Origin of the sequence: Acinetobacter sp. PC34, from assembly GCF_051789135.1 — a bacterium.
Classification (GTDB): Bacteria; Pseudomonadota; Gammaproteobacteria; order Pseudomonadales; family Moraxellaceae; genus Acinetobacter; species Acinetobacter johnsonii.
In genome coordinates, this window is record NZ_CP196664.1 from 1404962 (window position 1) to 1425181 (window position 20220).

General features: G+C 41.7%; 16 protein-coding genes. 9 read left to right on the plus strand and 7 right to left on the minus strand.

The features are described from left to right. Positions 1 to 26: 26 nt before the first annotated feature. From slyD to ACSC9N_RS06845, 3 genes are all read right to left on the minus strand, one after another. Positions 27 to 509 carry a peptidylprolyl isomerase gene (gene slyD / locus ACSC9N_RS06835; protein ID WP_004696728.1) on the minus strand — a complete coding sequence of 161 codons (483 nt, stop codon included), beginning with the start codon at positions 507 to 509 and terminating at the stop codon, positions 27 to 29. A gap of 139 nt (positions 510 to 648) precedes the next feature. Beyond that, positions 649 to 1950, minus strand: coding sequence for an NAD(P)/FAD-dependent oxidoreductase (locus ACSC9N_RS06840; RefSeq protein WP_010326935.1), 1302 nt, complete (start codon positions 1948 to 1950; stop codon positions 649 to 651). Between the two features lie 124 nt (positions 1951 to 2074). Beyond that, positions 2075 to 3385, minus strand: a complete 1311-nt coding sequence (locus ACSC9N_RS06845; RefSeq protein WP_010326934.1) for a D-alanyl-D-alanine carboxypeptidase PBP6B — start codon at positions 3383 to 3385, stop codon at positions 2075 to 2077. 179 nt (positions 3386 to 3564) lie between these two features. Here ACSC9N_RS06845 and ACSC9N_RS06850 point away from each other — a divergent pair, with 179 nt between their 5' ends. Continuing rightward, positions 3565 to 5268 (plus strand): M61 family metallopeptidase, encoded by a 1704-nt coding sequence (locus ACSC9N_RS06850; protein ID WP_010326933.1) that lies wholly within the window; start codon positions 3565 to 3567, stop codon positions 5266 to 5268. Positions 5269 to 5350: 82 nt separating this feature from the next. Here ACSC9N_RS06850 and uraH read toward each other — a convergent pair whose 3' ends face one another. Then, the gene (gene uraH / locus ACSC9N_RS06855) at positions 5351 to 5749 is read right to left on the minus strand and encodes a hydroxyisourate hydrolase (RefSeq protein ID WP_010326932.1); all 399 of its coding nucleotides are present in this window, start codon (positions 5747 to 5749) and stop codon (positions 5351 to 5353) included. Between the two features lie 494 nt (positions 5750 to 6243). On the opposite strand from uraH, the gene ACSC9N_RS06860 reads away from it, so the two are divergent. Together ACSC9N_RS06860 and ACSC9N_RS06865 are read left to right on the plus strand one after the other, a co-directional pair. Continuing rightward, a complete protein-coding gene (locus ACSC9N_RS06860; protein ID WP_439036127.1) occupies positions 6244 to 8475 on the plus strand; it encodes an NADP-dependent isocitrate dehydrogenase in 2232 nt (743 codons plus the stop codon). Between the two features lie 126 nt (positions 8476 to 8601). Next, a complete protein-coding gene (locus ACSC9N_RS06865) occupies positions 8602 to 8976 on the plus strand; it encodes a hypothetical protein (RefSeq protein WP_010326930.1) in 375 nt (124 codons plus the stop codon). 39 nt (positions 8977 to 9015) lie between these two features. Here the strand turns inward: ACSC9N_RS06865 and ACSC9N_RS06870 are convergent, their stop codons facing one another. Further along, entirely contained in the window at positions 9016 to 9807 is a 792-nt protein-coding gene (locus ACSC9N_RS06870; RefSeq protein ID WP_010326929.1) for a pseudouridine synthase, read from the minus strand. Positions 9808 to 10004: 197 nt separating this feature from the next. On the opposite strand from ACSC9N_RS06870, the gene icd reads away from it, so the two are divergent. The 3 genes from icd to ACSC9N_RS06885 all read left to right on the plus strand — a co-directional run bounded on the left by icd (position 10005) and on the right by ACSC9N_RS06885 (position 12617). Continuing rightward, the gene (gene icd / locus ACSC9N_RS06875) at positions 10005 to 11258 is read left to right on the plus strand and encodes an NADP-dependent isocitrate dehydrogenase (RefSeq protein ID WP_010326897.1); all 1254 of its coding nucleotides are present in this window, start codon (positions 10005 to 10007) and stop codon (positions 11256 to 11258) included. A 283-nt stretch (positions 11259 to 11541) separates the two neighbouring features. After that, positions 11542 to 11715, plus strand: a complete 174-nt coding sequence (locus ACSC9N_RS06880; protein WP_004696738.1) for a hypothetical protein — start codon at positions 11542 to 11544, stop codon at positions 11713 to 11715. Positions 11716 to 12065: 350 nt separating this feature from the next. Continuing rightward, positions 12066 to 12617, plus strand: coding sequence for a M23 family metallopeptidase (locus tag ACSC9N_RS06885; RefSeq protein ID WP_029575042.1), 552 nt, complete (start codon positions 12066 to 12068; stop codon positions 12615 to 12617). 219 nt (positions 12618 to 12836) lie between these two features. On the opposite strand, the gene ACSC9N_RS06890 is transcribed toward ACSC9N_RS06885, so the two are convergent. Then, the gene (locus ACSC9N_RS06890; protein ID WP_029575041.1) at positions 12837 to 14039 is read right to left on the minus strand and encodes a YbfB/YjiJ family MFS transporter; all 1203 of its coding nucleotides are present in this window, start codon (positions 14037 to 14039) and stop codon (positions 12837 to 12839) included. Positions 14040 to 14147: 108 nt separating this feature from the next. Further along, the gene (locus tag ACSC9N_RS06895) at positions 14148 to 14753 is read right to left on the minus strand and encodes a flavin reductase family protein (protein WP_010326894.1); all 606 of its coding nucleotides are present in this window, start codon (positions 14751 to 14753) and stop codon (positions 14148 to 14150) included. Between the two features lie 159 nt (positions 14754 to 14912). On the opposite strand from ACSC9N_RS06895, the gene ACSC9N_RS06900 reads away from it, so the two are divergent. The 3 genes from ACSC9N_RS06900 to ACSC9N_RS06910 all read left to right on the plus strand — a co-directional run bounded on the left by ACSC9N_RS06900 (position 14913) and on the right by ACSC9N_RS06910 (position 20205). After that, complete coding sequence (locus ACSC9N_RS06900) at positions 14913 to 16301, plus strand: L-cystine transporter (RefSeq protein WP_010326893.1); 1389 nt, start codon at positions 14913 to 14915, stop codon at positions 16299 to 16301. A 152-nt stretch (positions 16302 to 16453) separates the two neighbouring features. Then, positions 16454 to 17281, plus strand: coding sequence for a PhzF family phenazine biosynthesis protein (locus tag ACSC9N_RS06905; protein ID WP_010326892.1), 828 nt, complete (start codon positions 16454 to 16456; stop codon positions 17279 to 17281). A gap of 146 nt (positions 17282 to 17427) precedes the next feature. Beyond that, on the plus strand, positions 17428 to 20205 hold the full coding sequence (locus tag ACSC9N_RS06910; RefSeq protein ID WP_005401105.1) for a M16 family metallopeptidase: 2778 nt from the start codon (positions 17428 to 17430) through the stop codon (positions 20203 to 20205). Positions 20206 to 20220: the final 15 nt, after the last annotated feature.

Below are 20220 nucleotides of genomic sequence, written 5' to 3' on the forward strand. Positions count from 1 at the left end.
TCGCCCTTTTTCTAAGATGTTAAATCTTAGTGGTGGTGACCACCAGCACCGTGCGCATGGCCGTGTTGTAATTCTTCTTCAGTTGCATCGCGGATTTCTACGATTTCAACTTCGAAAGTTAAGTCTTGACCAGCAAGTGGGAAGTTCGCATCAACAATTACGTTTTCGCCTTCAACTGCTTTTACAGTTACGATTTGAACGCCATCATCAGTTTGAGCTTGGAACTGCATACCCGCTTGGATGTTGTCTACGCCTTGGAACATTTGCGCTGGAACTTCTTGAACGAGTTCAGGGTTGTATTCGCCATAACCTTCAGCAGCAGGAACAGTAACAGTGAATTTTTCACCTACAGTTTTGCCTAGCAATGCATTTTCTAAACCTGGGATGATGTTACCTGCGCCGTGCAAATATGCAAGTGGTTCACCTTGTGATTGGTCTAGCGTTTCGCCTTCAGCGTTAGTCAATTTGTAGTTGAAAGAAACCACGTGATCATTTGCGATAGCAGTCATGTTTTTCGTCCATTCATTTAGAATTTAAGGGGTATATCATAAAGTGAAAAGCAGCTTTTGTAGACTAAATTTAGCAAAAAAACTGCATTTTCCACGTTCTTATGGCGTTTTTTTATTAGTGGGGACGCATTTTTAGATTTCAATGCAATTTTATTTTCGGACCGACTTTTTTATTCATCAGGTCTTTTGCGGTCATCAGCCCAGCTTGGGTATAGCCATGTAAGGTGGCCTGATGGAGTCGATATAAAGAAACATACATGGTTTTTGCCAGCACGCCTTGCACATTGACTTGGCCCAGTAGCTCGCCGACAGCTTTATATTGACTGAGGGAAACCAAAGAGCCTTTGTCAGAAAATTTAAACATCGGCAAAGACTGACTACGAATGCGCGCTTTGAGGGCTCGAAGCAAAAAGGCCGCTTGTTGACTGGCCACTTGAGCGCGTGGGCCAAGGACTGGTTCATCGGCTGCGGGCTGGCAGTGAGCGCAATCACCAAAGGCAAAAATGTTGGGGTCGGAACGGGTTTGCAAAGTCGCATAGACTTTAAGACGTCCAATCGCATCTTTTTCAAAGCCTTCAAGCGCATTTAAAACGAAAGGTGCTTTGATGCCTGCCGCCCAAACTTTTAGATCGGCATCGATTTGTGTGCCGTCGGCAAAATAGACATGGTCTTTATCTAACTTGGCAACACGGTGATGGGTGAGGACTTCAATGCCAAGCTTTTCCAATTGGGTATGTGTGTGATTTGCCATTTTGGTGGATAGGGCGGGAAGAATGCGATCCGCTGCCTCAATCAAGGTCACTTTGACTTTGTTTGGGTCAATTTTATTGAGACCGTATTTAAAAAAGGTACTTTTCGCATGGGCCAATTCGGCTGCAAGCTCGACTCCTGTGGCACCTGCACCAATAATCGCAATATTGAGTGCGCGTGTTTCGGGACGGTTTTGTGCATCCAAATACAAATGTAGAAGGTCTTGCTGGAAAATTTCAGCTTGCTGGCGACTGTCGAGGAAGTGGCAGTAATGTTTAGCGCCTTCGGTCGCAAAGTCGTTAGAGGTCGAACCGACTGCCAGGACTAAGGTGTCGTAGTTGAGTTCAAACTGCGTGGTTTCCGTGCTTTGTTTGGCATATTGGCGTGCTTCAAGTTTTACTTGTTTATGTTCTTGGTCTAAGCCGACAAAACGACCTAAAACAAACTCATAGTGATGTTTAGACGCATGTGCAAAATAATTGATTTCTTCAACACTTGGGTTGAGTGTACCTGCCGCAATTTCGTGTAGTAAGGGTTTCCAGATATGGGTGAGGTTTTGATCGACGAGGGTGATTTTCACCCACTTGGATTTTGCGAAGCTGTCACCGAGTTGCGTTGCTAACTCTAGACCACCAGCACCACCGCCAATAATAACAATATGGTGTGGCACTTGTTCTGTTTGTACAGCCATATGAAGCAACCTATTTATTATTAAAAAAAGAAGATGACATTGAATATGCCATCTTCTTGATTTATTGATAATTAGATTGTCTTACAAGTTACATAAAGTATAAAACTCGGGATACTGCTCGAACTTAACCGAGTGTATAGGTTTTTACTTTAGGTTCATCGCTTGATAAAAATGGAAACAAGCTTTTGAACCAAAACATTAGTCGTTGGAAAATATTGGCTTCTTCAATTTGTACATCTTCTTCAATGGTGAACGTTTGAATGAGCTGATTGTTTTGATAGACCTGCACTTTCGCCAGTTGCATCACTTCAGCCAGCGGAGCGGTCAGCTTGTTTTGCAACACTTCAATATTGAAATGCGTTTTTGTAGATTCTAAGGGATCAATGCGTTGTATAGTGCCATTGCCTGTATTGAGCATAATGCGTTGGTTGGTCTGATCAAAGGCATGTAAGTCAATGGCATAGGGTTGATCGTACAATGATGTGGTCACAATTTTCGGTTGCTTACTTTCCACTTTGAACATTTTCAATGTCGATTTGACTACAGGCAGTTCAGCGATAATTTGCTTATCTTTTAGTGCAACTTCATTGCGAGTATAGGTATAAGACAAATTCATGAGGTTGTGTGCAACTTCAGCGCGTTTTGCAGCACTTTCTGTACCCAATACAATCACCACCAAACGACGGTTTGGATTGTTTGGATTCATGGTCGGGCGGTTTGCTGTCAGGGCTAAATTGTATCCCGCTGCTTTGGTATAACCTGTTTTTAAGCCATCTACTGTCGGGTCTTGTTTTAACAGAATATTGGTTGCACGATGAAAGCGTTGGTTATAGCTAAAACTTTGCTGTTTTGAATAGTATAAATAGTCTGGCGTTTCATTCACCAAGGCTTGGCCTAATAGCGCTAAATCATGTGCGGTTGAATAGTGCTCTGGCATGGTGATACCCGCAGGGTTTTGAAAATGCGTTTCAGTCATTCCCAGCGCTTTGGCTTCTTGGTTCATTCGTGCAACAAAGTTTGGAATATCACCTGAGATGCGTTCCGCTAAAGTCACGGCTGCGTCGTTGGCAGACATCACCACTAAACCGGCTAGAAGCTGATCCACAGAAATCTGTTCGCCTTGTTTTAAGTACATTTGGGACTCATCCCACATCACTGTACTGACCACAGGTGTTGCGGTAAGAATTTCGCTCTTATTGAGCTTCCCTGCATTGATTTCTTTGAGTGCAATATACGCCACCATCATTTTGGTGAGCGAAGCGGGTGCACGTTGAACATGACTATTATGCTCTGCAATGACTTGCCCCGATTGGCTGTCAAAAATGGTCCAAGCTTGAGCTTCAACTGTTTCAGGAACAATATTGAGCAATGCCGCTTGAGTGAAACTTGAACATAAGGCGAAGAGTGTAGCGATGAAGTAGATGACAGCTTTCAATGAAATTCCCTAACCAAGCCATTCCGTGACTTTTAAACCTAAAACAGCTGCAAATGCTATGCCTTTTTTTCCTCAATGACCAGTCAAAAATGCAGACAAATGTGACTGTGACGCAAAACTGGCGTAAATAATGCTAAGCTAAGTTATAACTCATTTCATTTTATTTTGTATCGCCCATTATGTTGCATTATCAGATCGAATTTGACGATTATCGTCAGCACCTTATACACGTGACTTTACGTTTTGTAGCAGACCCAACACAGGTACTTTCATTACCGACTTGGATTCCGGGTAGTTACCTCATTCGCGAGTTTTCAAAGCATATAGAGTCGGTTCGTGCTTATGATGAAGAAGGGCGTTTGTTAGAAATTCAAAAATTTGAAAAGAATAAATGGCGTCTTTTTAATACTGACCATGAACTGATTACGGTTGAATATGATGTCTATGCCTATGATCTGTCGGTGCGCGGTGCGTATGTAGATCAAACCCGTTTATATGTAAACCCTGCATGTGCTTGCTTAGGTTTGGAGGGTCAAGAGGACAAAGCAGTTGAAGTTGAACTCTTCCTTCCTGATGAGCTGAAACACTTCCAATTGGCTACTGGTATGGCTTCAAAAAGCCTCGTTAAAGGTCGTTTTACTTTAAAAGCCAAAAACTATGCCGAGCTGATTGATGCACCATTTGAGTTGGCCGAACAGACGCGTTTTGGTTTTGAAGCCAATGGTATTCCGCACGAGTTTGTGGTGTCAGGTAAACATGCCATGAATGCTGCACGTATGCAGCAAGACATTGAAAAAATCTGTGCAACAGAAATCTCAATGTTTGGGTCAGCGCCATTTTCAAACTACACCTTTATGACGATGGCGACAGCAAATAGTTATGGTGGTTTGGAGCATCCAAATTCAACCAGCTTGATTGGTCCACGTGAAGACTTACCAAAAGCTAACGAGCCTGAAGAGCCGTCTGAAGACTACCAACGTTTCTTGGGTTTATGTAGCCATGAATACTTCCACTCATGGTTGGTCAAATTCATTCGTCCTGAAAATTTTGTCAATTATGATCTGAACAAAGAAGGCTATACCTCTTTGCTTTGGATTTTTGAAGGTTTCACGTCTTATTATGATGACCTGATTTTGCTGCGTAGTGGTGTGATTTCCCAAGCCTCATATATCAAACTACTCAAAACTCAGATTGATCGTTATTTGCAAAATCCGGGTCGTTTTGTTCAGTCTGTGTCTGAGTCCAGCTTTGATGCATGGGTGAAATTTTACCGTCAGGATGAAAACTCGAACAATGCAGGCACTAGCTATTACAACAAAGGCTGTTTGGTTGCACTATGCTTAGACTTAGGTTTGCGCTTACGTGGTTCAAGTCTAGACGCGCTTATGCGTAAACTTTATGAGAACGCGCAAAAGGGCATACAAGTACATGAGCGTACGATTGTAGAGTTGTGTAATGAGCTGACGGGTGATAACTGGATTGAGCAAATCAATCACTTAATTAATACCACAGATGAGTTACCGCTGGATCAACTTTTCCCTGAGTTTGGTTTAAGTTATAGCCTGAAAAATGATAAGTCATTACCTTTAGGTTTAAAGCTTGTAGATAAGCCAGAAGGCGTATTGGTGCAAAGCGCACGTCGTGATGGCGCTGCGGCTCAAGCTGGCCTTTCTGCCCATGATGTGATCATTGCGATTGATGGTCTCAAAGCAACGGTGAAACTGGTAGAAAAGTATGCCAAGCAAGAAGGCTCGTATAGCATATTGGCATTCCGCCGTGATGAGTTGATGAGCTTTGACGTAAAAGCTGCTGGCTCAGAGCTGACTGAAGTTGAATTGAAAGTCGAAGATCAAGCGAAAGCAGAGAAGTGGTTCAAGGCTTAGTCCCTAAGCCACTTTATTTGATTCTGTACAGACAAAAAACCGATGCTTAGGCATCGGTTTTTTATGCGCTTATTTATGTGCATTAACTACCACGGTAAGTGGAATAGCCATATGGGCTAATTAATAGAGGAATATGGTAATGATCTAATGAGCCATCAATTACAAACACCACGGGCACTTCAGGAAAGAATGAGCGCTGATTTTTTTGGCGAAACCAATCACCCGTTTTAAAGGTAACTTTGTATACACCTTTTTGTAAGGTCGTATCTTTTGGATATAAATCATTGATTCGACCTTGGTCATCGGTCGTACTTGAGCTGATTTCTGTCCATTTATCATTTTGTTGGGCTTCAAGTGTCACTTTGACATTGGCAGAAGGGAGACCATTTTCCAAATTCAGCACATGAACGCTCAATGGATTTTGAGCAAAACACCAAGAAGAAAAACCAAGTCCAATGAGCGGAAGCAGCATTTTTAGCATTGAATTGACCCTTACCGTTGCAGAAAAAAGATTAAGTTTAACCAACCCTATAAAAATCATAGGTTTAAAAATGTAAAAATGGAGGAGTACGAGTACATGGTTTATGTATCAATATTTAAGCTGTGGCATGATGAATGGTTCTGCCGATCTAAATTTAGTGCTGAAAAAAGTCATTCTGATGCATGTAGGGCTACAAGACTGTATTATGTGAAAAGTATCTGTTGTTGTGGCTTAAATGAGGTAAATAACACATTTCGCTAAAAAATTTGTTTATTTGCTAAGCAAAAGCTAAAGCCTTGTGGAAAGACGTGATTTTGAAAAACGAAGGCTGTAGTGGTATTTTCTGGCGAAATGTCGTTATCACTGGATATTACGTTGACTGTAAAGCCCTGAGGGACGATACTTTCAGGGTTTTATTCAAGCACATCGGTTCGCAGGGGTTGAGCCAGAAGCTCATCACCCTAAAAAACTCAATCTAACGCAAGGGGCTATATATGGCTGGTGGAAAGTCAACCATCATTTACACACTGACCGACGAGGCGCCATTGCTAGCGACTTATTCGCTACTGCCGATCATTGAGACCTTTACTAAACCTGCTGGTGTAGAGATCGTTAAAACTGATATCTCTGTTGCCGCACGTGTTCTCGCAGAATTCTCTGAATACCTAAAAGAAGAGCAAAAAGTCCCAGACAATCTTGCAGAACTAGGTCGTCTTACCCAAGATCCAGATACTAATATCATCAAACTCCCGAATATTAGTGCCTCTGTTGCTCAGTTAACAGCATGTATCAAAGAGCTTCAATCAAAAGGCTACGCGATTCCTGACTATCCTGAAAACCCAACCACTGAAGACGAAAAAGCGCTTAAAGCACGCTATGGCAAATGTCTTGGTTCAGCTGTAAACCCTGTATTGCGTGAAGGTAACTCTGACCGTCGTGCACCAGCTGCAGTGAAAAACTATGCGAAAAAACACCCGCACTCTATGAGCGAGTGGAAGCAATGGTCTCAAACTCACGTTTCTCACATGGATGAAGGCGACTTCTACCACGGTGAAAAGTCGATGACTTTAGACCGTGCACGTAATGTGAAAATGGAACTCATCACCAAGTCTGGTGAAACGATTGTTCTGAAGTCAAAAGTTGCACTTCAAGACGGCGAAATCATCGACTCAATGTTCATGAGCAAGAAAGCGCTTTGCGACTTCTATGAAAAAGAACTTGATGATTGTAAAGAAGCGGGCATTTTGTTCTCTTTACACGTTAAAGCAACCATGATGAAAGTTTCACATCCGATTGTTTTCGGTCACTCTGTGAAAATTTACTACAAAGATGCTTTTGAAAAACACGGTAAATTGTTCGATGAGCTAGGCATTAACGTAAACAACGGTATGGCTGGTCTTTACGAGAAGATCGCAACTTTACCGACGTCTTTACGTGAAGAAATCATCGAAGATTTACATGCTTGCCAAGAACACCGTCCTGCACTTGCAATGGTTGATTCGGCGAAAGGTATCACCAACTTCCACTCACCAAACGATGTAATTGTAGATGCTTCAATGCCTGCAATGATCCGTGGTGGCGGTAAAATGTGGGGTGCTGACGGCAAACCTTACGACTGTAAAGCAGTAATGCCTGAGTCAACTTTCGCACGTATTTACCAAGAAATGATCAATTTCTGTAAGTGGAATGGTAACTTTGACCCACGTACGATGGGTACTGTGCCTAACGTTGGTTTGATGGCGCAAAAAGCTGAAGAATACGGTTCGCACGACAAAACTTTCGAAATGTCTGAAGCGGGTGTTGCAAACATCACTGACCTAGAAACTGGCGAAGTGTTGATGACTCAAAATGTTGAGGAAGGCGACATCTGGCGTATGTGTCAGGTGAAAGATGCACCGATTCAAGATTGGGTAAAACTTGCAGTAAACCGTGCTCGTAACTCGGGTATGCCAGCAATCTTCTGGTTAGACCCATACCGTCCGCACGAAAATGAAGTGATCAAGAAAGTACAAAAATACTTGAAAGACCACGACACTGCTGGTTTAGACATTCAGATCATGTCTCAAGTACGCGCAATGCGTTATACACTTGAACGTGTAGCGCGTGGCCTAGATACGATTTCTGTAACGGGTAACATCCTACGTGACTACCTGACCGACTTGTTCCCAATTATGGAATTGGGTACTTCAGCGAAAATGTTGTCTATCGTTCCGTTAATGGCGGGCGGTGGTATGTACGAAACTGGTGCGGGTGGTTCAGCGCCTAAACACGTACAACAGCTTGTTGAAGAAAACCACTTACGTTGGGATTCTTTAGGTGAGTTCTTGGCGCTTGCTGTTTCTTTAGAAGAGCTAGGTATTAAAGAAGATAACGCTCAAGCGAAACTTCTTGCGAAGACTTTAGACCAAGCGACTGGCAAATTACTTGATAACGACAAGTCTCCATCACGTCGTACTGGCGAGCTAGATAACCGTGGCAGCCACTTCTATTTAGCGAAGTTCTGGGCTGAAGCGCTTACTGCACAAGATGAAGACGCTGAGTTGAAAGCGAAGTTTGCTCCACTTGCGAAAGCACTTGCTGAAAACGAAGACAAGATCATTGCTGAACTTGCTCTAGTTCAAGGTCAAGCTGCTGACATCGGTGGTTACTATGCTGTAGATACAGCTAAAGTAAATGCTGTAATGCGTCCAAGCGAGACTTTGAATGCTGCACTTGAAGCGATCTAAGTCAAAACTAAATCGGTAAATTTACCGATGAAGTGAAAAAAGCCGATGCATATGCGTCGGCTTTTTTTAATAAATATATAATTAATGTAAAACACACTGAGCATGGATTTAAAGAAGAAAAAGTAGATGAAAGTTTATAAATATAGATATGGCTCAAAACGTGATAGCTATCAGTTTGAATATGTAGAAATTGAAGATTTGTTTAAAGATTCACCTAAATATAAAAGTAATATTAAATCTATAGATAAGTCTTTGATTGATTATAATGATTATGGGTGGGGTGTAGAAAAGCAATATTTTGATAAAGTAGCAGAGGTTATTAGATGTGACCCGTATTTTGAAAAATTGGACTCAATATTTATTTCGTCAAGTGAATCAAAAAGTAGGAATGAGCCAATAATTTATGTTGGCTTTTATAGGTCGGGAAATGATTTATTGCCAAATAAGCGGTATTTGACTTTGACACAAATTGATGAGCTATATAAAGAAATAAATTTATAATAAAAAGCCCACTTTCGTGGGCTTTAAAATACTTAATTTTTAACGACCATTATTACGTCCGCGACCACGTGGTGCTTTCGTATTTGGACGAGTAGTACCATTGGTTTTACGCTTTGGTTTCTCACTATCATCCATTTGCCAAATACGCTTTGTACCTGACTTTTTCACAGAACCATCTTTGTTCTTACGAACCATAGGCTTACCACCTGTACCACCCGGTTTTTTCACATAAGAGCGCGAACGGTAAGGTTCTTCCGCAGGAATGTTTTGAAAGTCAGGGTATAAAAGGGGTTCGATTTCTTTAGATTCACCTGGTTGTAAACCCATTTGAACCAAATCAATTGCACCAATTTTAGTACGGATTAAACGTAAAGTAGGAAAACCTACAGCAGCAGTCATGCGACGTACTTGACGGTTACGGCCTTCACAAATTGAAATTTCGACCCAAGAAGTCGGCACAGACGCACGAAAACGTACAGGAGGATCTCGCTCCCATAACCACTCAGGTTGTTCAACTTTAGATGCTTCAGCAGGCAAAGTCATACCATCTTTCAGTTCCACGCCTTTACGCAACTGCTTCAGCGCTTCTTCAGTGACATCACCATCGACCTGAACCAAATACGTTTTAAATTTTTTATTGGCAGGGTTGGTGATGTATTGGTTCAAACCACCATGATCGGTTAAAAATACCAAGCCTTCAGAGTCCATATCCAAACGACCAGCCAAGCGCAAAGTAGAGTCGCTGACAAAGTCAGACATCGTCATATGTGCTTCATCTTTACGGAACTGGGAGAGGACGTCATAGGGCTTATTCAGGATGACGATTTTCATAGTCAATAACTTCTGTAATTACATAAAATAAGAAATATCAAGATTTATTTAATAGAGAAATGTAGTTATTTCTCGTATAAATCTCAAAAACAGCGGAATTCGATTAAGCTATTATGCGATAAGAAGAGTGGAAAGTATTGTCTATCGGCAATTATTTTTTAAATTTGCCAATTATAATAAAAGGGAGCGCCTGCAAAATGGGTTATCAGAAGATCATCGTTCCTGCGGATGGTAGTAAAATTACCGTAAACGCAGATTTATCCTTAAATGTTCCAAATCAACCGATTATTCCTTTTATTGAAGGCGATGGTATTGGTGTCGACATTACACCAGCCATGAAAACTGTAGTAGATGCTGCAGTACAAAAAGCATATGGCGGTAAACGCTCGATTGAGTGGATGGAAGTTTACTGCGGTGAAAAAGCCAATAAAATTTATGGCTCCTATATGCCAGAAGAAACTTTTGATGCGCTACGCGAGTTTGTGGTTTCAATTAAAGGCCCTTTAACCACACCTGTCGGTGGGGGCATTCGTTCTTTGAACGTGGCGCTACGCCAAGAATTAGATTTGTACGTTTGTGTACGTCCTGTACGTTGGTTTGAAGGGGTACCATCACCTGTTCAGCATCCTGAACTGACCGATATGGTTATTTTCCGTGAAAACTCAGAAGATATTTATGCTGGAATTGAGTGGAAAGCCGATTCTCCTGAAGCGAAGAAAGTGATTAAGTTTCTCAAAGAAGAAATGGGCGTGACTAAAATCCGATTTGAAGATAACTGTGGTATTGGGATTAAGCCCGTATCGAAAGAGGGAACGCAGCGTCTTGTGCGTAAAGCGATTCAATTTGCGATTGATAATGATAAGCCGAGTGTGACCTTGGTTCACAAAGGCAATATCATGAAATATACCGAAGGGGCATTTAAAGAGTGGGGCTATGAACTTGCGATGGACCGTTTCGGTGGTAAGCTCATTGATGGCGGGCCATGGGTAAAAATTAAAAACCCAAAAAATGGTAAAGACATCATCATTAAAGATGTGATTGCCGATGCATTCTTGCAGCAGATTTTAATGCGTCCTGCGGACTATTCAGTGATTGCAACTTTAAACCTGAATGGTGACTATATTTCTGATGCATTGGCTGCAGAAGTTGGAGGGATTGGTATTGCGCCGGGTGCGAATATTGGTGGGGCGATTTCTGTTTATGAAGCCACGCACGGAACAGCGCCAAAATATGCCGGTCAAGATAAAGTCAACCCAGGCTCTATTATTCTTTCTGCTGAAATGATGCTACGGGACATGGGCTGGGTAGAGGCGGCAGATTTGATCATTAAGGGGATTTCAGGGGCAATTGAGGCGAAAACAGTCACTTATGATTTTGAGCGATTAATGCCGAATGCAACCTTATTGCGTTGTTCGGAGTTTGGAGAGGCTATCATTGCAAATATGGAATAAGTTTTAAGCTGAATTGGTAGAAGCCCGCACATACTGCGGGTTTTCTTTTGTTGTGTTGAAAATAGCTCTGGAAATAGGTTTGCAATGTAAAACTAGGTTAAAGGATTTGTGCTTTCAGTGAGTATAGGTAAGGTTAAATAAAAAGGAGAGTTGATTCTTAACCACAATTTATATATGTAATTACAATGAAGTACTTTGATACAGCTTATAGCTTGGGTTTTTAGCTGAGTGATGTATGGTGGTCTTTGTCGAATGTTACGGCAGATGATAAAGGAGTAGTCTCATGGCTAATCAACAAAATCAACAGCAGAACAATCAGCAGCAACGTCAACAACAACCAAATCAACCACAAGAACAACCAGACCAGCAACAACAGCAACAACAACCCAAACCAAATCAAGGTCAGCAAAAACAGCCGAATCAAAACCAACCGAACCCAGATCAGCAACAACGCTAGGCGTATTGCTATTTCATGAACGAATGTTAAAGGCATTTCAAGGAAGAATCGATCAAAGGGAGTTGAACCAAAGGAGGACCCTATGTCGAATAATGTTGTGAAAACATTAAAACAGAAGATCAAAGCACGTTTAAAAAAGATCTCTAAGCATCAGTCTAAGCTGAAAGCCTTAGAGAAAAAACTGAAGAAGCGTAAGTAGTTTTACGTGGTTTATTCGAAGCAAAGCCCTCATTTTATATGAGGGCTTTGCCGTTACATATATAAGATATCTTTCAATATATGAGGCATTTAGTATGAAAAGGTAACTTTATCTTATTTTAATATCTAAAAATTAGCTGAGTAGTTGAATCATGTCTCGTTTAGTTCTGAGTGGAGCTATTTTAAGTACAAGTCTGTTGATGAGTGGATGTCAGCCATCCGTTTCGGGTGAAGCAGCAGGTTTGAGTTATCCATATTTATATTGGCAGTTATATAAGACGCCTTTAGAGAAAAACTTAAATGTGCCTGTACAAGGTGTAAGTCATAAGCACATACAGGACACTTGGTGGGCTGCACGTGGTCAGGGCCGAAAACATCAAGGTATTGATATCTTCGCTAAACGTGGTACACCTGTCTTAAGTGCTACATCAGGCATTGTCTTGGATGTCGGCATCAATAGTTTAGGTGGACAAGTGGTATGGGTAATGGGACCAAACTTAAGCCGTCATTACTATGCACATTTAGATGCTTATGCGCCTAATATTCAAACGGGTGATTGGGTTGAAGTGGGAGAAGTATTGGGCTATGTCGGGAACACCGGCAATGCCAAGAATACGCCACCACATTTGCACTATGGAATTTATAGGACTGGGAAAGGAGCTGTGAATCCTTATCCGTATTTAACTTTAAATGCATCGAAATAACCGAGCTTTGATCTACAGATGTAAAAGTTCGAATGCGTGAATTGTATTGGTGATAGAAGGTCCCTCAATTGGGTTCTTTTCTTATACTTGCACAGTACATTTGTATTATTTAGAGGTAAGTTAAAAATATCACAGGTATTTAACATGGACGGCCTTCTATAACGGAACCTACTAACCTAAGTAGGTTACCTCTTTTTCGATTTCCTTCTATGTGAAGGATTAAAAGGCCTCTTTTTTAGTTGTTGGATTGGAGGTGGATGTCCTACGGGTAAAGTAAAATAGTTGCAATGTTCCTAAACCGAGGACTCCCGCAGCAAGCATAAACTGAAAGTGATATGACCAACCCAAATGCTGTAAGGTACTAAAACTTAAACCACCGACCAGTTGTACCGTTGCAAAGCTGAGTGTCGCCATACTCCACAGTTTTTTATAGGCCAAGCCGTAGAGTTGTAAGATGGTGTAGGAGGTGAGAAAGACTACCGCAGGGTTCAGTAGACCTGTGAGAAATGAAGACAGGAGCGTAAATACAGGCGAAAAACTCAGAACCGCAATAAAAACTGCCGCAATATAGACACTGTATAGAATCTTTAAAGCCAGAAAGTTACCAAATTTACGTGCTAAAGCATAAGCTGTCGCTGCACCTAGAGCGCTGCCTAAGCCATATAAAATCCAGTTAAAATTGATCCAATATAAATTCAGCGTTAAAACATGGCTTAAATAATCAATCCAAAACAAAGAATGGGGAATATAGGCAAAGGCGCTGCAGGCATAAACAATGAGTAAGCTATAGTAAGTTTTATTCACTGTATGAGTCTGGGGCTGGCTTGTAGGGATACTGTGCAGTTGCTTTTGGAAAGGACGAACAAGTATCCATAATAACCACGTAATGACAAATGCAAAGCCACAGAGAATGAACCATGCGCTACTGATTGCAATACGGTCTAAATACGGCATAAACAGCGTGGCTGCCAATACACCAATTCCTATTCCACTAAATCCAATCAGATTAATTTTAAAACGGTGCTGTAACTCACTGCACTGTGCCACAATACTGGGTGATAGAATCATCAGCAAACCGCCGCCGATACCTGAAATGATGCGCCACACCAAATACCAAACTTCGTTAAAATGCGAAAATGCACAGGCAAACAGGCTGATTGAACCAAAGAGCGCAGCAAAAATGATATAGATCGGCATTTTTGCATTTTGTGGCAACTTCATCGCCCAAAATGCGCCGATCAGATAACCCAGCAGATTAGCGCTACCGAGTAAGCTGGCGAAATTGTGTGACCATTCATAGGCTTCGCGTGTGGACGGCAGTAGCGCGGTATAAGAAAAACGTAAGATGCCAATTCCCAAGCACATACTCAGGCAGAGAAAGAGACTCAGTTGTACGGTGCTTGAGAACGTCCTGTTCATCATAATTTGACTATTTGTTTAAAAAATACACTTGAACTATAAGATGAAATTTACAATAAAACAATCGGGTGATGTCCACCTTTAGTCGAGCGGAGTAAAGGCGCAGTCAATTTAATCAGTATCTTTGAGTTGATTGATATCCACTGCATCACCAATGGTATAAAAGTGTCCGCCTGCAACATGATGGATGCTTTTCCATTCATCTGCGGCTTCATGGTAGTACCAATGGCCATCTCTAAAAACCCGATCATCTGCATAAGCTGCAATGACTTTGCCAATAAACAAGTCATGCTGTTGCTGATTATGTGGTTCAGGAATGAGTTCACACAGAATCCATGCGCTACAGCCTTCAACCACTGGAATTGGGCTGTGACCAAACTGAAAAAGGTCGACCCCACACTGACGTAACTTTTCAGGAGCATCATATTGACTGATCATGCCTAGTGCGTAGACCATTTTCAGCTGTTTAAGTGTAGGGACTTGCAGCGCAAACAAACCCGATTTTTCAATAATGCTGCGGGTTTTTGTCGATTTATCGAGTACCACCGTCACTTTGGCTGGGCTAAACTCTAGGGCGCATGCCCAAGCCGCGGCCATGACATCGGTGCTTTCATCATCTTGACTGGAAACCAGCACGGTTGGGCCGTGGTTGAGTAGCCGATATGCTTTTTCTAAAGGTACGGGCAGAATGTGAGGATTAAGCAGAGATTGATTCATATAAAAGAACACTTTAACAGCCGTTTAAATGCTTTATACCACATTCTAAAACTGCCAATTCAGTCTAAATTTGTACATTCAGCGTGGAATATGGCGCAAAACAGTAAGCCCGTTTAAATTTTGATTTATAATTATGACAGCATCATTTAGGGAAACAGTATGAATATCCCCTTAATCGTCAATGTCATCATTTTTATTGCATTGCTTTTTTTACTGGGCCGAACCCGTAAAACCGATTGGAGTTTAGCGAAGAAGGTACTGGCAGGTCTCTGTCTCGGTATTGTTTTTGGTCTCGCTTTACATGGGTTTTATGGTACGCATTCGCCTGTACTACAAGAGTCGGTACAGTGGTTTAATTTGGTCGGTAAAGGCTATGTCAAACTACTACAAATGGTGGTGATGCCTTTGGTATTTGTTTCCATTTTAGGCGCTGTGATTAAGCTGCACGATGCGGGTTCATTGGGTAAAATTAGTTTTATCAGTATTGGGACTTTGTTATTTACCACAGCGATTGCTGCATTTGTCGGTGTGGTGGTGACCAATCTGTTTGGCTTAACTGCGGCAGGTTTAGTGCAAGGGACACAAGAAACTGAACGTTTAAATACGATTCAAACTGACTATGTCGGGCAAGTGGCTGACTTGCAAGTGCCTGATTTATTTCTGTCATTTATTCCGAGCAATCCTTTTGCCGAGCTGACTGGGGCACATCCAACCTCCATTATTAGCGTAGTCATTTTTGCAGTGTTTTTAGGCATTGCAGGCTTGAACCTCATGAAAGCGGATGCTGAGAAAGGGCAAAAGCTGTTGTCTGCAATTGACATCTTGCAAGCGTGGGTCATGAAGTTGGTGCGTCTCATTATGATGCTCACTCCTTATGGTGTGTTCGCACTCATGACCAATATTGTGGCCAACTCTAAAATGGTGGACATCTTAAACTTAGGTGGCTTCTTGGTTGCGTCTTATATCGGTTTGGCGATTATGTTTATCGTGCACGCCGTGATTTTGGCGCTCACAGGCGTGAACCCAATTCAGTTCTTTAAAAAGGTTTGGCCTGTGCTGACCTTTGCGTTTACCAGCCGTTCAAGTGCTGCCAGTATTCCTTTAAATATTGAAGCGCAAACACGACGTCTGGGCGTACCTGAGTCGATTGCCAGCTTTTCAGCATCATTTGGTACGACCATTGGGCAAAATGGCTGTGCGGGGCTGTATCCTGCGATGTTGGCTGTTATGGTTGCACCGACAGTGGGTATTAATCCGCTCGATCCAATTTGGATTTTGACTTTAGTTTGTGTCGTGACCTTGAGCTCGATTGGGGTGGCGGGTGTAGGTGGTGGAGCAACATTTGCAGCACTGATTGTCCTGCCGATGCTGGGCTTGCCTGTGACTTTGGTTGCACTGCTTATTTCAATTGAGCCTTTAATTGATATGGGGCGTACGGCTTTGAATGTGAATGGTTCTATGACTGCAGGTGTTGTGACCAGTCAAGTCTTAGGTCAAACGGATAAGCGTATTTTTGAGCAAGACAATGTGGACTTAAAAGAAGTCTAAGCTGAGAAATATATAGCTTATGAACTGAAAAGAAGCCTATCTTCATGATTAGGCTTCTTTTTATTGGGCGTGTATCCATAAATGACTAAAAACTGTATCTACTTTTTTACTCAGTTTTTTGCAAAATAAAGCCTCAATTTAGGAGAAAAACGATGAAAATGTATCAAGTCGATGCCTTTACAACTGAATTATTCAAAGGTAATCCTGCCGCTGTGATTGTGCGTGATGAATGGTTAGCAGTAGATTTGATGCAGAATATTGCCTTGGAAAATAATTTGGCAGAAACGGCTTTTGTGAAAGTGATTGATGCTGAAAACTATGAAATTCGCTGGTTCACTCCTCAGGTTGAAGTGGACTTTTGTGGGCACGCGACTTTAGCCAGTAGTTTCGTCCTATTTCGGGATTATACCGATGCCAAACGTATCCAGTTTCATGTAAAAGACTTGGGTGTTTTTATCATTGATCAAGATGTTGACGGTAAGATTCATATGAATTTTCCAATTCGAGCACCGCAAAAGTTAGAAGACTATCCTGCGGAAATTCATGAATTGGTCGATTGTGAAATTAAAGAAGTCTATTTAAACCCACAGGCTTATATTTTAGTGTGTGAGTCTGAGCAGGCCGTTAAGGATGCCAAACCGAACTTGGACAAAATTCGTCAACTGGCAGAAAAGCATAAAGTCAGTACTGCGATTACCGCTGAAAACTTGGATGTTACCCTGACCTCAACATCTCAAGACTATGACTATATCGCGCGTTATTTCGCACCGCATAAAGGCATCAATGAAGACCCAGTGACAGGCTCCATGCATACAGGTCTTGCACCACTATGGGCGGAGAAGTTGGGTAAAACCTCATTGATTGCCTATCAGGCATCGAGCCGTGGAGGATTGCTTTACTGCGATCTTCAGTCTGAAACACGGATCCAAATCTCAGGCTATGCCAAGTTATATATGACGGCTGAACTTTACTTAGATTAAGTTGTAATTCTTTTAAATTAAAACTGCTGGTGAAAAATAAGCATTGATTAAAATGCTATTTTTCACCAAATTACTATAAAAATAATTTCACTTTCCTCTATGATGTTGAGAATCATTCATATTTTGTCGAATTATTTGGAAAAATAATGTTAATGCGTTTTAAAACATTGAGTTTGTCGGTATTGCTACTTGGCTTTGGGGGCACAGTATGGGCACAACCCGTATTGGTAAAATCGGAACAGAAAATTGAAGAATATAAATTAGATAACGGTTTACGTATTATTCTTGCGCCAAACGATAAAGAAAATAAAGTGTATATGAACATGGTCTATTTGACTGGTTCATTGAACGACCCAAAAGGTAAGGGCGGTTTAGCGCACCTATTGGAACACTTAGCGTTCAAGGGGACTAAAAATGTTCCAGGGGACGAGTTTCAACGCCGTTTAGATCAATACGGTTTAATGAATAATGCCAGCACGGACTATTATTCAACCAAATATATTAATGTGGTTCGTCCTGAACAAAATGCAATTAATGAGCTAATTCATCTTGAAGCAGAGCGTATGGACGGTTTGGTGCTCCAAGAAAAATATGTACCATCTGAAATCGCGATTGTAAAACGCGAGCGTGAAGTCCGTATGGATCAGCCTTTTTCAGTGCTCATGGATCAGATGTGGAAGTCCGCTTATGGTAATCAATATTTAGGGCGTTTACCGATTGGTGATTTAAATGAGTTACAGTCAATCAAAATGGCTGAGCTGAATAAGTTTTATCGTGACTGGTATGCACCGAATAATGCGGTGTTTGTCATTTCGGGCAAGTTTGACCAAGCTGCTGTACTGAAGCAGATAGATGAAAAGTTTAGTGCGATTAAAGCGCGTGCTGTGCCTGCGAAAGTCAAAGTGCCTGTCTTAGATGCCAGTAAGATTAAAGATCGTCAGTTTGTGGTGAAAAAGGGCAGTAACTTAGCCAAATATAATATCTACCTGAATGGTAAAAACGAGAACATTAAGACCGCGTTGGCGGTGTCACCGTATTTATACACCATGCAACCCAGTGGGCATTTGTACCAAAGCATTGTAGAAACGGGAACGGCGACAGCTGTTCAGTCGACCACATGGTTAGACCAAGATTTTAATATGGTGTTTATGGGCGCAGTTTATGCCCCCAACCATGATGTGAAGAAAGTCGAGTCGGCTTTGGTTACTGGTGTAGAAAAAACACCAAGCTTCAATGAGGTTGAGCTCAACCGTGTGAAGAGTATGATTAAAAATGCACAAGAAAGCATGTTCAGCAGTGCAACGGCAGTCGGTGGCATGCTCAGTGACTATGTGGTTTCTGCCAATGGTGATTGGACACAATACTTTAAAGATCAGCAACAATTACAACAGCTCAGCGTTACTGATGTGAACCAACGTTTAGATGACTTTTTAGTGCCTGAGCATCGTATTTCAGGCACTATTTTACCGACCCCAGAAGATCAGAAAAAAGCACTTGAACAAGCGGCAGCAGCGACCCCAGCAAAAACTTTAGACCAACAAGCCGTTGCTGAAGAACCATTGAAAGATGTCAGTGCGTATAAGGCAGAAGTGGCTGGATACGTAAAAAGCTCAAAGCAATATTTAGAAAGTGCTGAAAAACAAATTCAGCGTGGCAAGTTAAAAAATGGTATGCAATATGCGCTGTACCCAAGTACCACGCGTGATGATAAGACTTATGCCACCATTTCGATTGATTTTGGTACTGCAGAAAGTCTGTTTAATAAAGCAGAGTTATTAGATCTTACCTCTTATTTACTGCTCAGAGCTTCAACTCAATATAGTTTGCAAGATATTGCCGATCACTCGATCGATGCGGGTGGTGGAGCAAGTGCCTCAAGTAATGGTAACGGCATCAATATTTCAATCGTGGCAAAGAAAGAAAAGTTTGATGAATTTTTTAACTTCGTGATAGATGTACTTAAAAATCCAACCTTTGAACAAAGCCAGTTTGATTTGATTAAGTCACAAAGCTTAGCAAGTCTAGATCGACCGTATACAGAACCTGAAACTGTAGCAGCTTTAACCATTGCTCGTTTACTTGAAACTTATCCAATAGGGGATATTCGACATCACTTCGAACCTGAATATGTCAAGAAGCAGTATCAGGCCGCAACACAAGCTCAGGTTAAACAGCTGTATCAGCAGTTTTTTGCGATGAATCATGCACAAATTTCGGTAACGGGCGTGATTGATACGAAAAAGATGAAAAAGACTTTAAATCAGGCTTTTGCAAACTGGAATTCGGCAGCGCCTTATCAGCGGATTACTTCTGACTTTACTGCATATAAAGCGCAGCGTGTACATGCACTGTCAGAGCAGCGTGAGTTTGGTAGCTATCAGAGCATTATGACGTTCCCTGTGGGTACATACCACCCAGATGCACCTGCTTTACAGGTACTCGAGCATATTTTAGGTGAGTCGCAGTTATCTTCTCGTTTGGCACAAGAGTTACGTGAAAAGAATGCCTTGGTCTATGGTTTTGGTAGCAGTATTTCGCTGGATGACTGGACGGAGTCAGGAGCGCTGACGATTGATGCGAACTATAGCGCAGGCAAATCGGCTCAAGTGTCTCAGGCGGTCTATAAAGTGTTGAATGAGTTACTGGCAAAAGGCGTTACTGAACAGGAAGTGGAAGCTGCCAAGGCCGATATTTTGAAAAAGCGTGTGACTGCACTTGAAGATAGTCGCAATATCCATCGCATGTTGATTCCTCAAATGAAGCGTAATCGTACTTTACTGGATCGTGAACAACGTGATTTAGCATTGGCAAAAATTGGCAAGGCTGATGTTGATGCAGTGATTCAGAAGTATATTAAGCTGGATCAGTTGGTTGAAGTAATGGCTGACCAATATGGCAAAGCGCAACCAGCGCTGAAAAAGTAAAGATTTCAGTTTTCA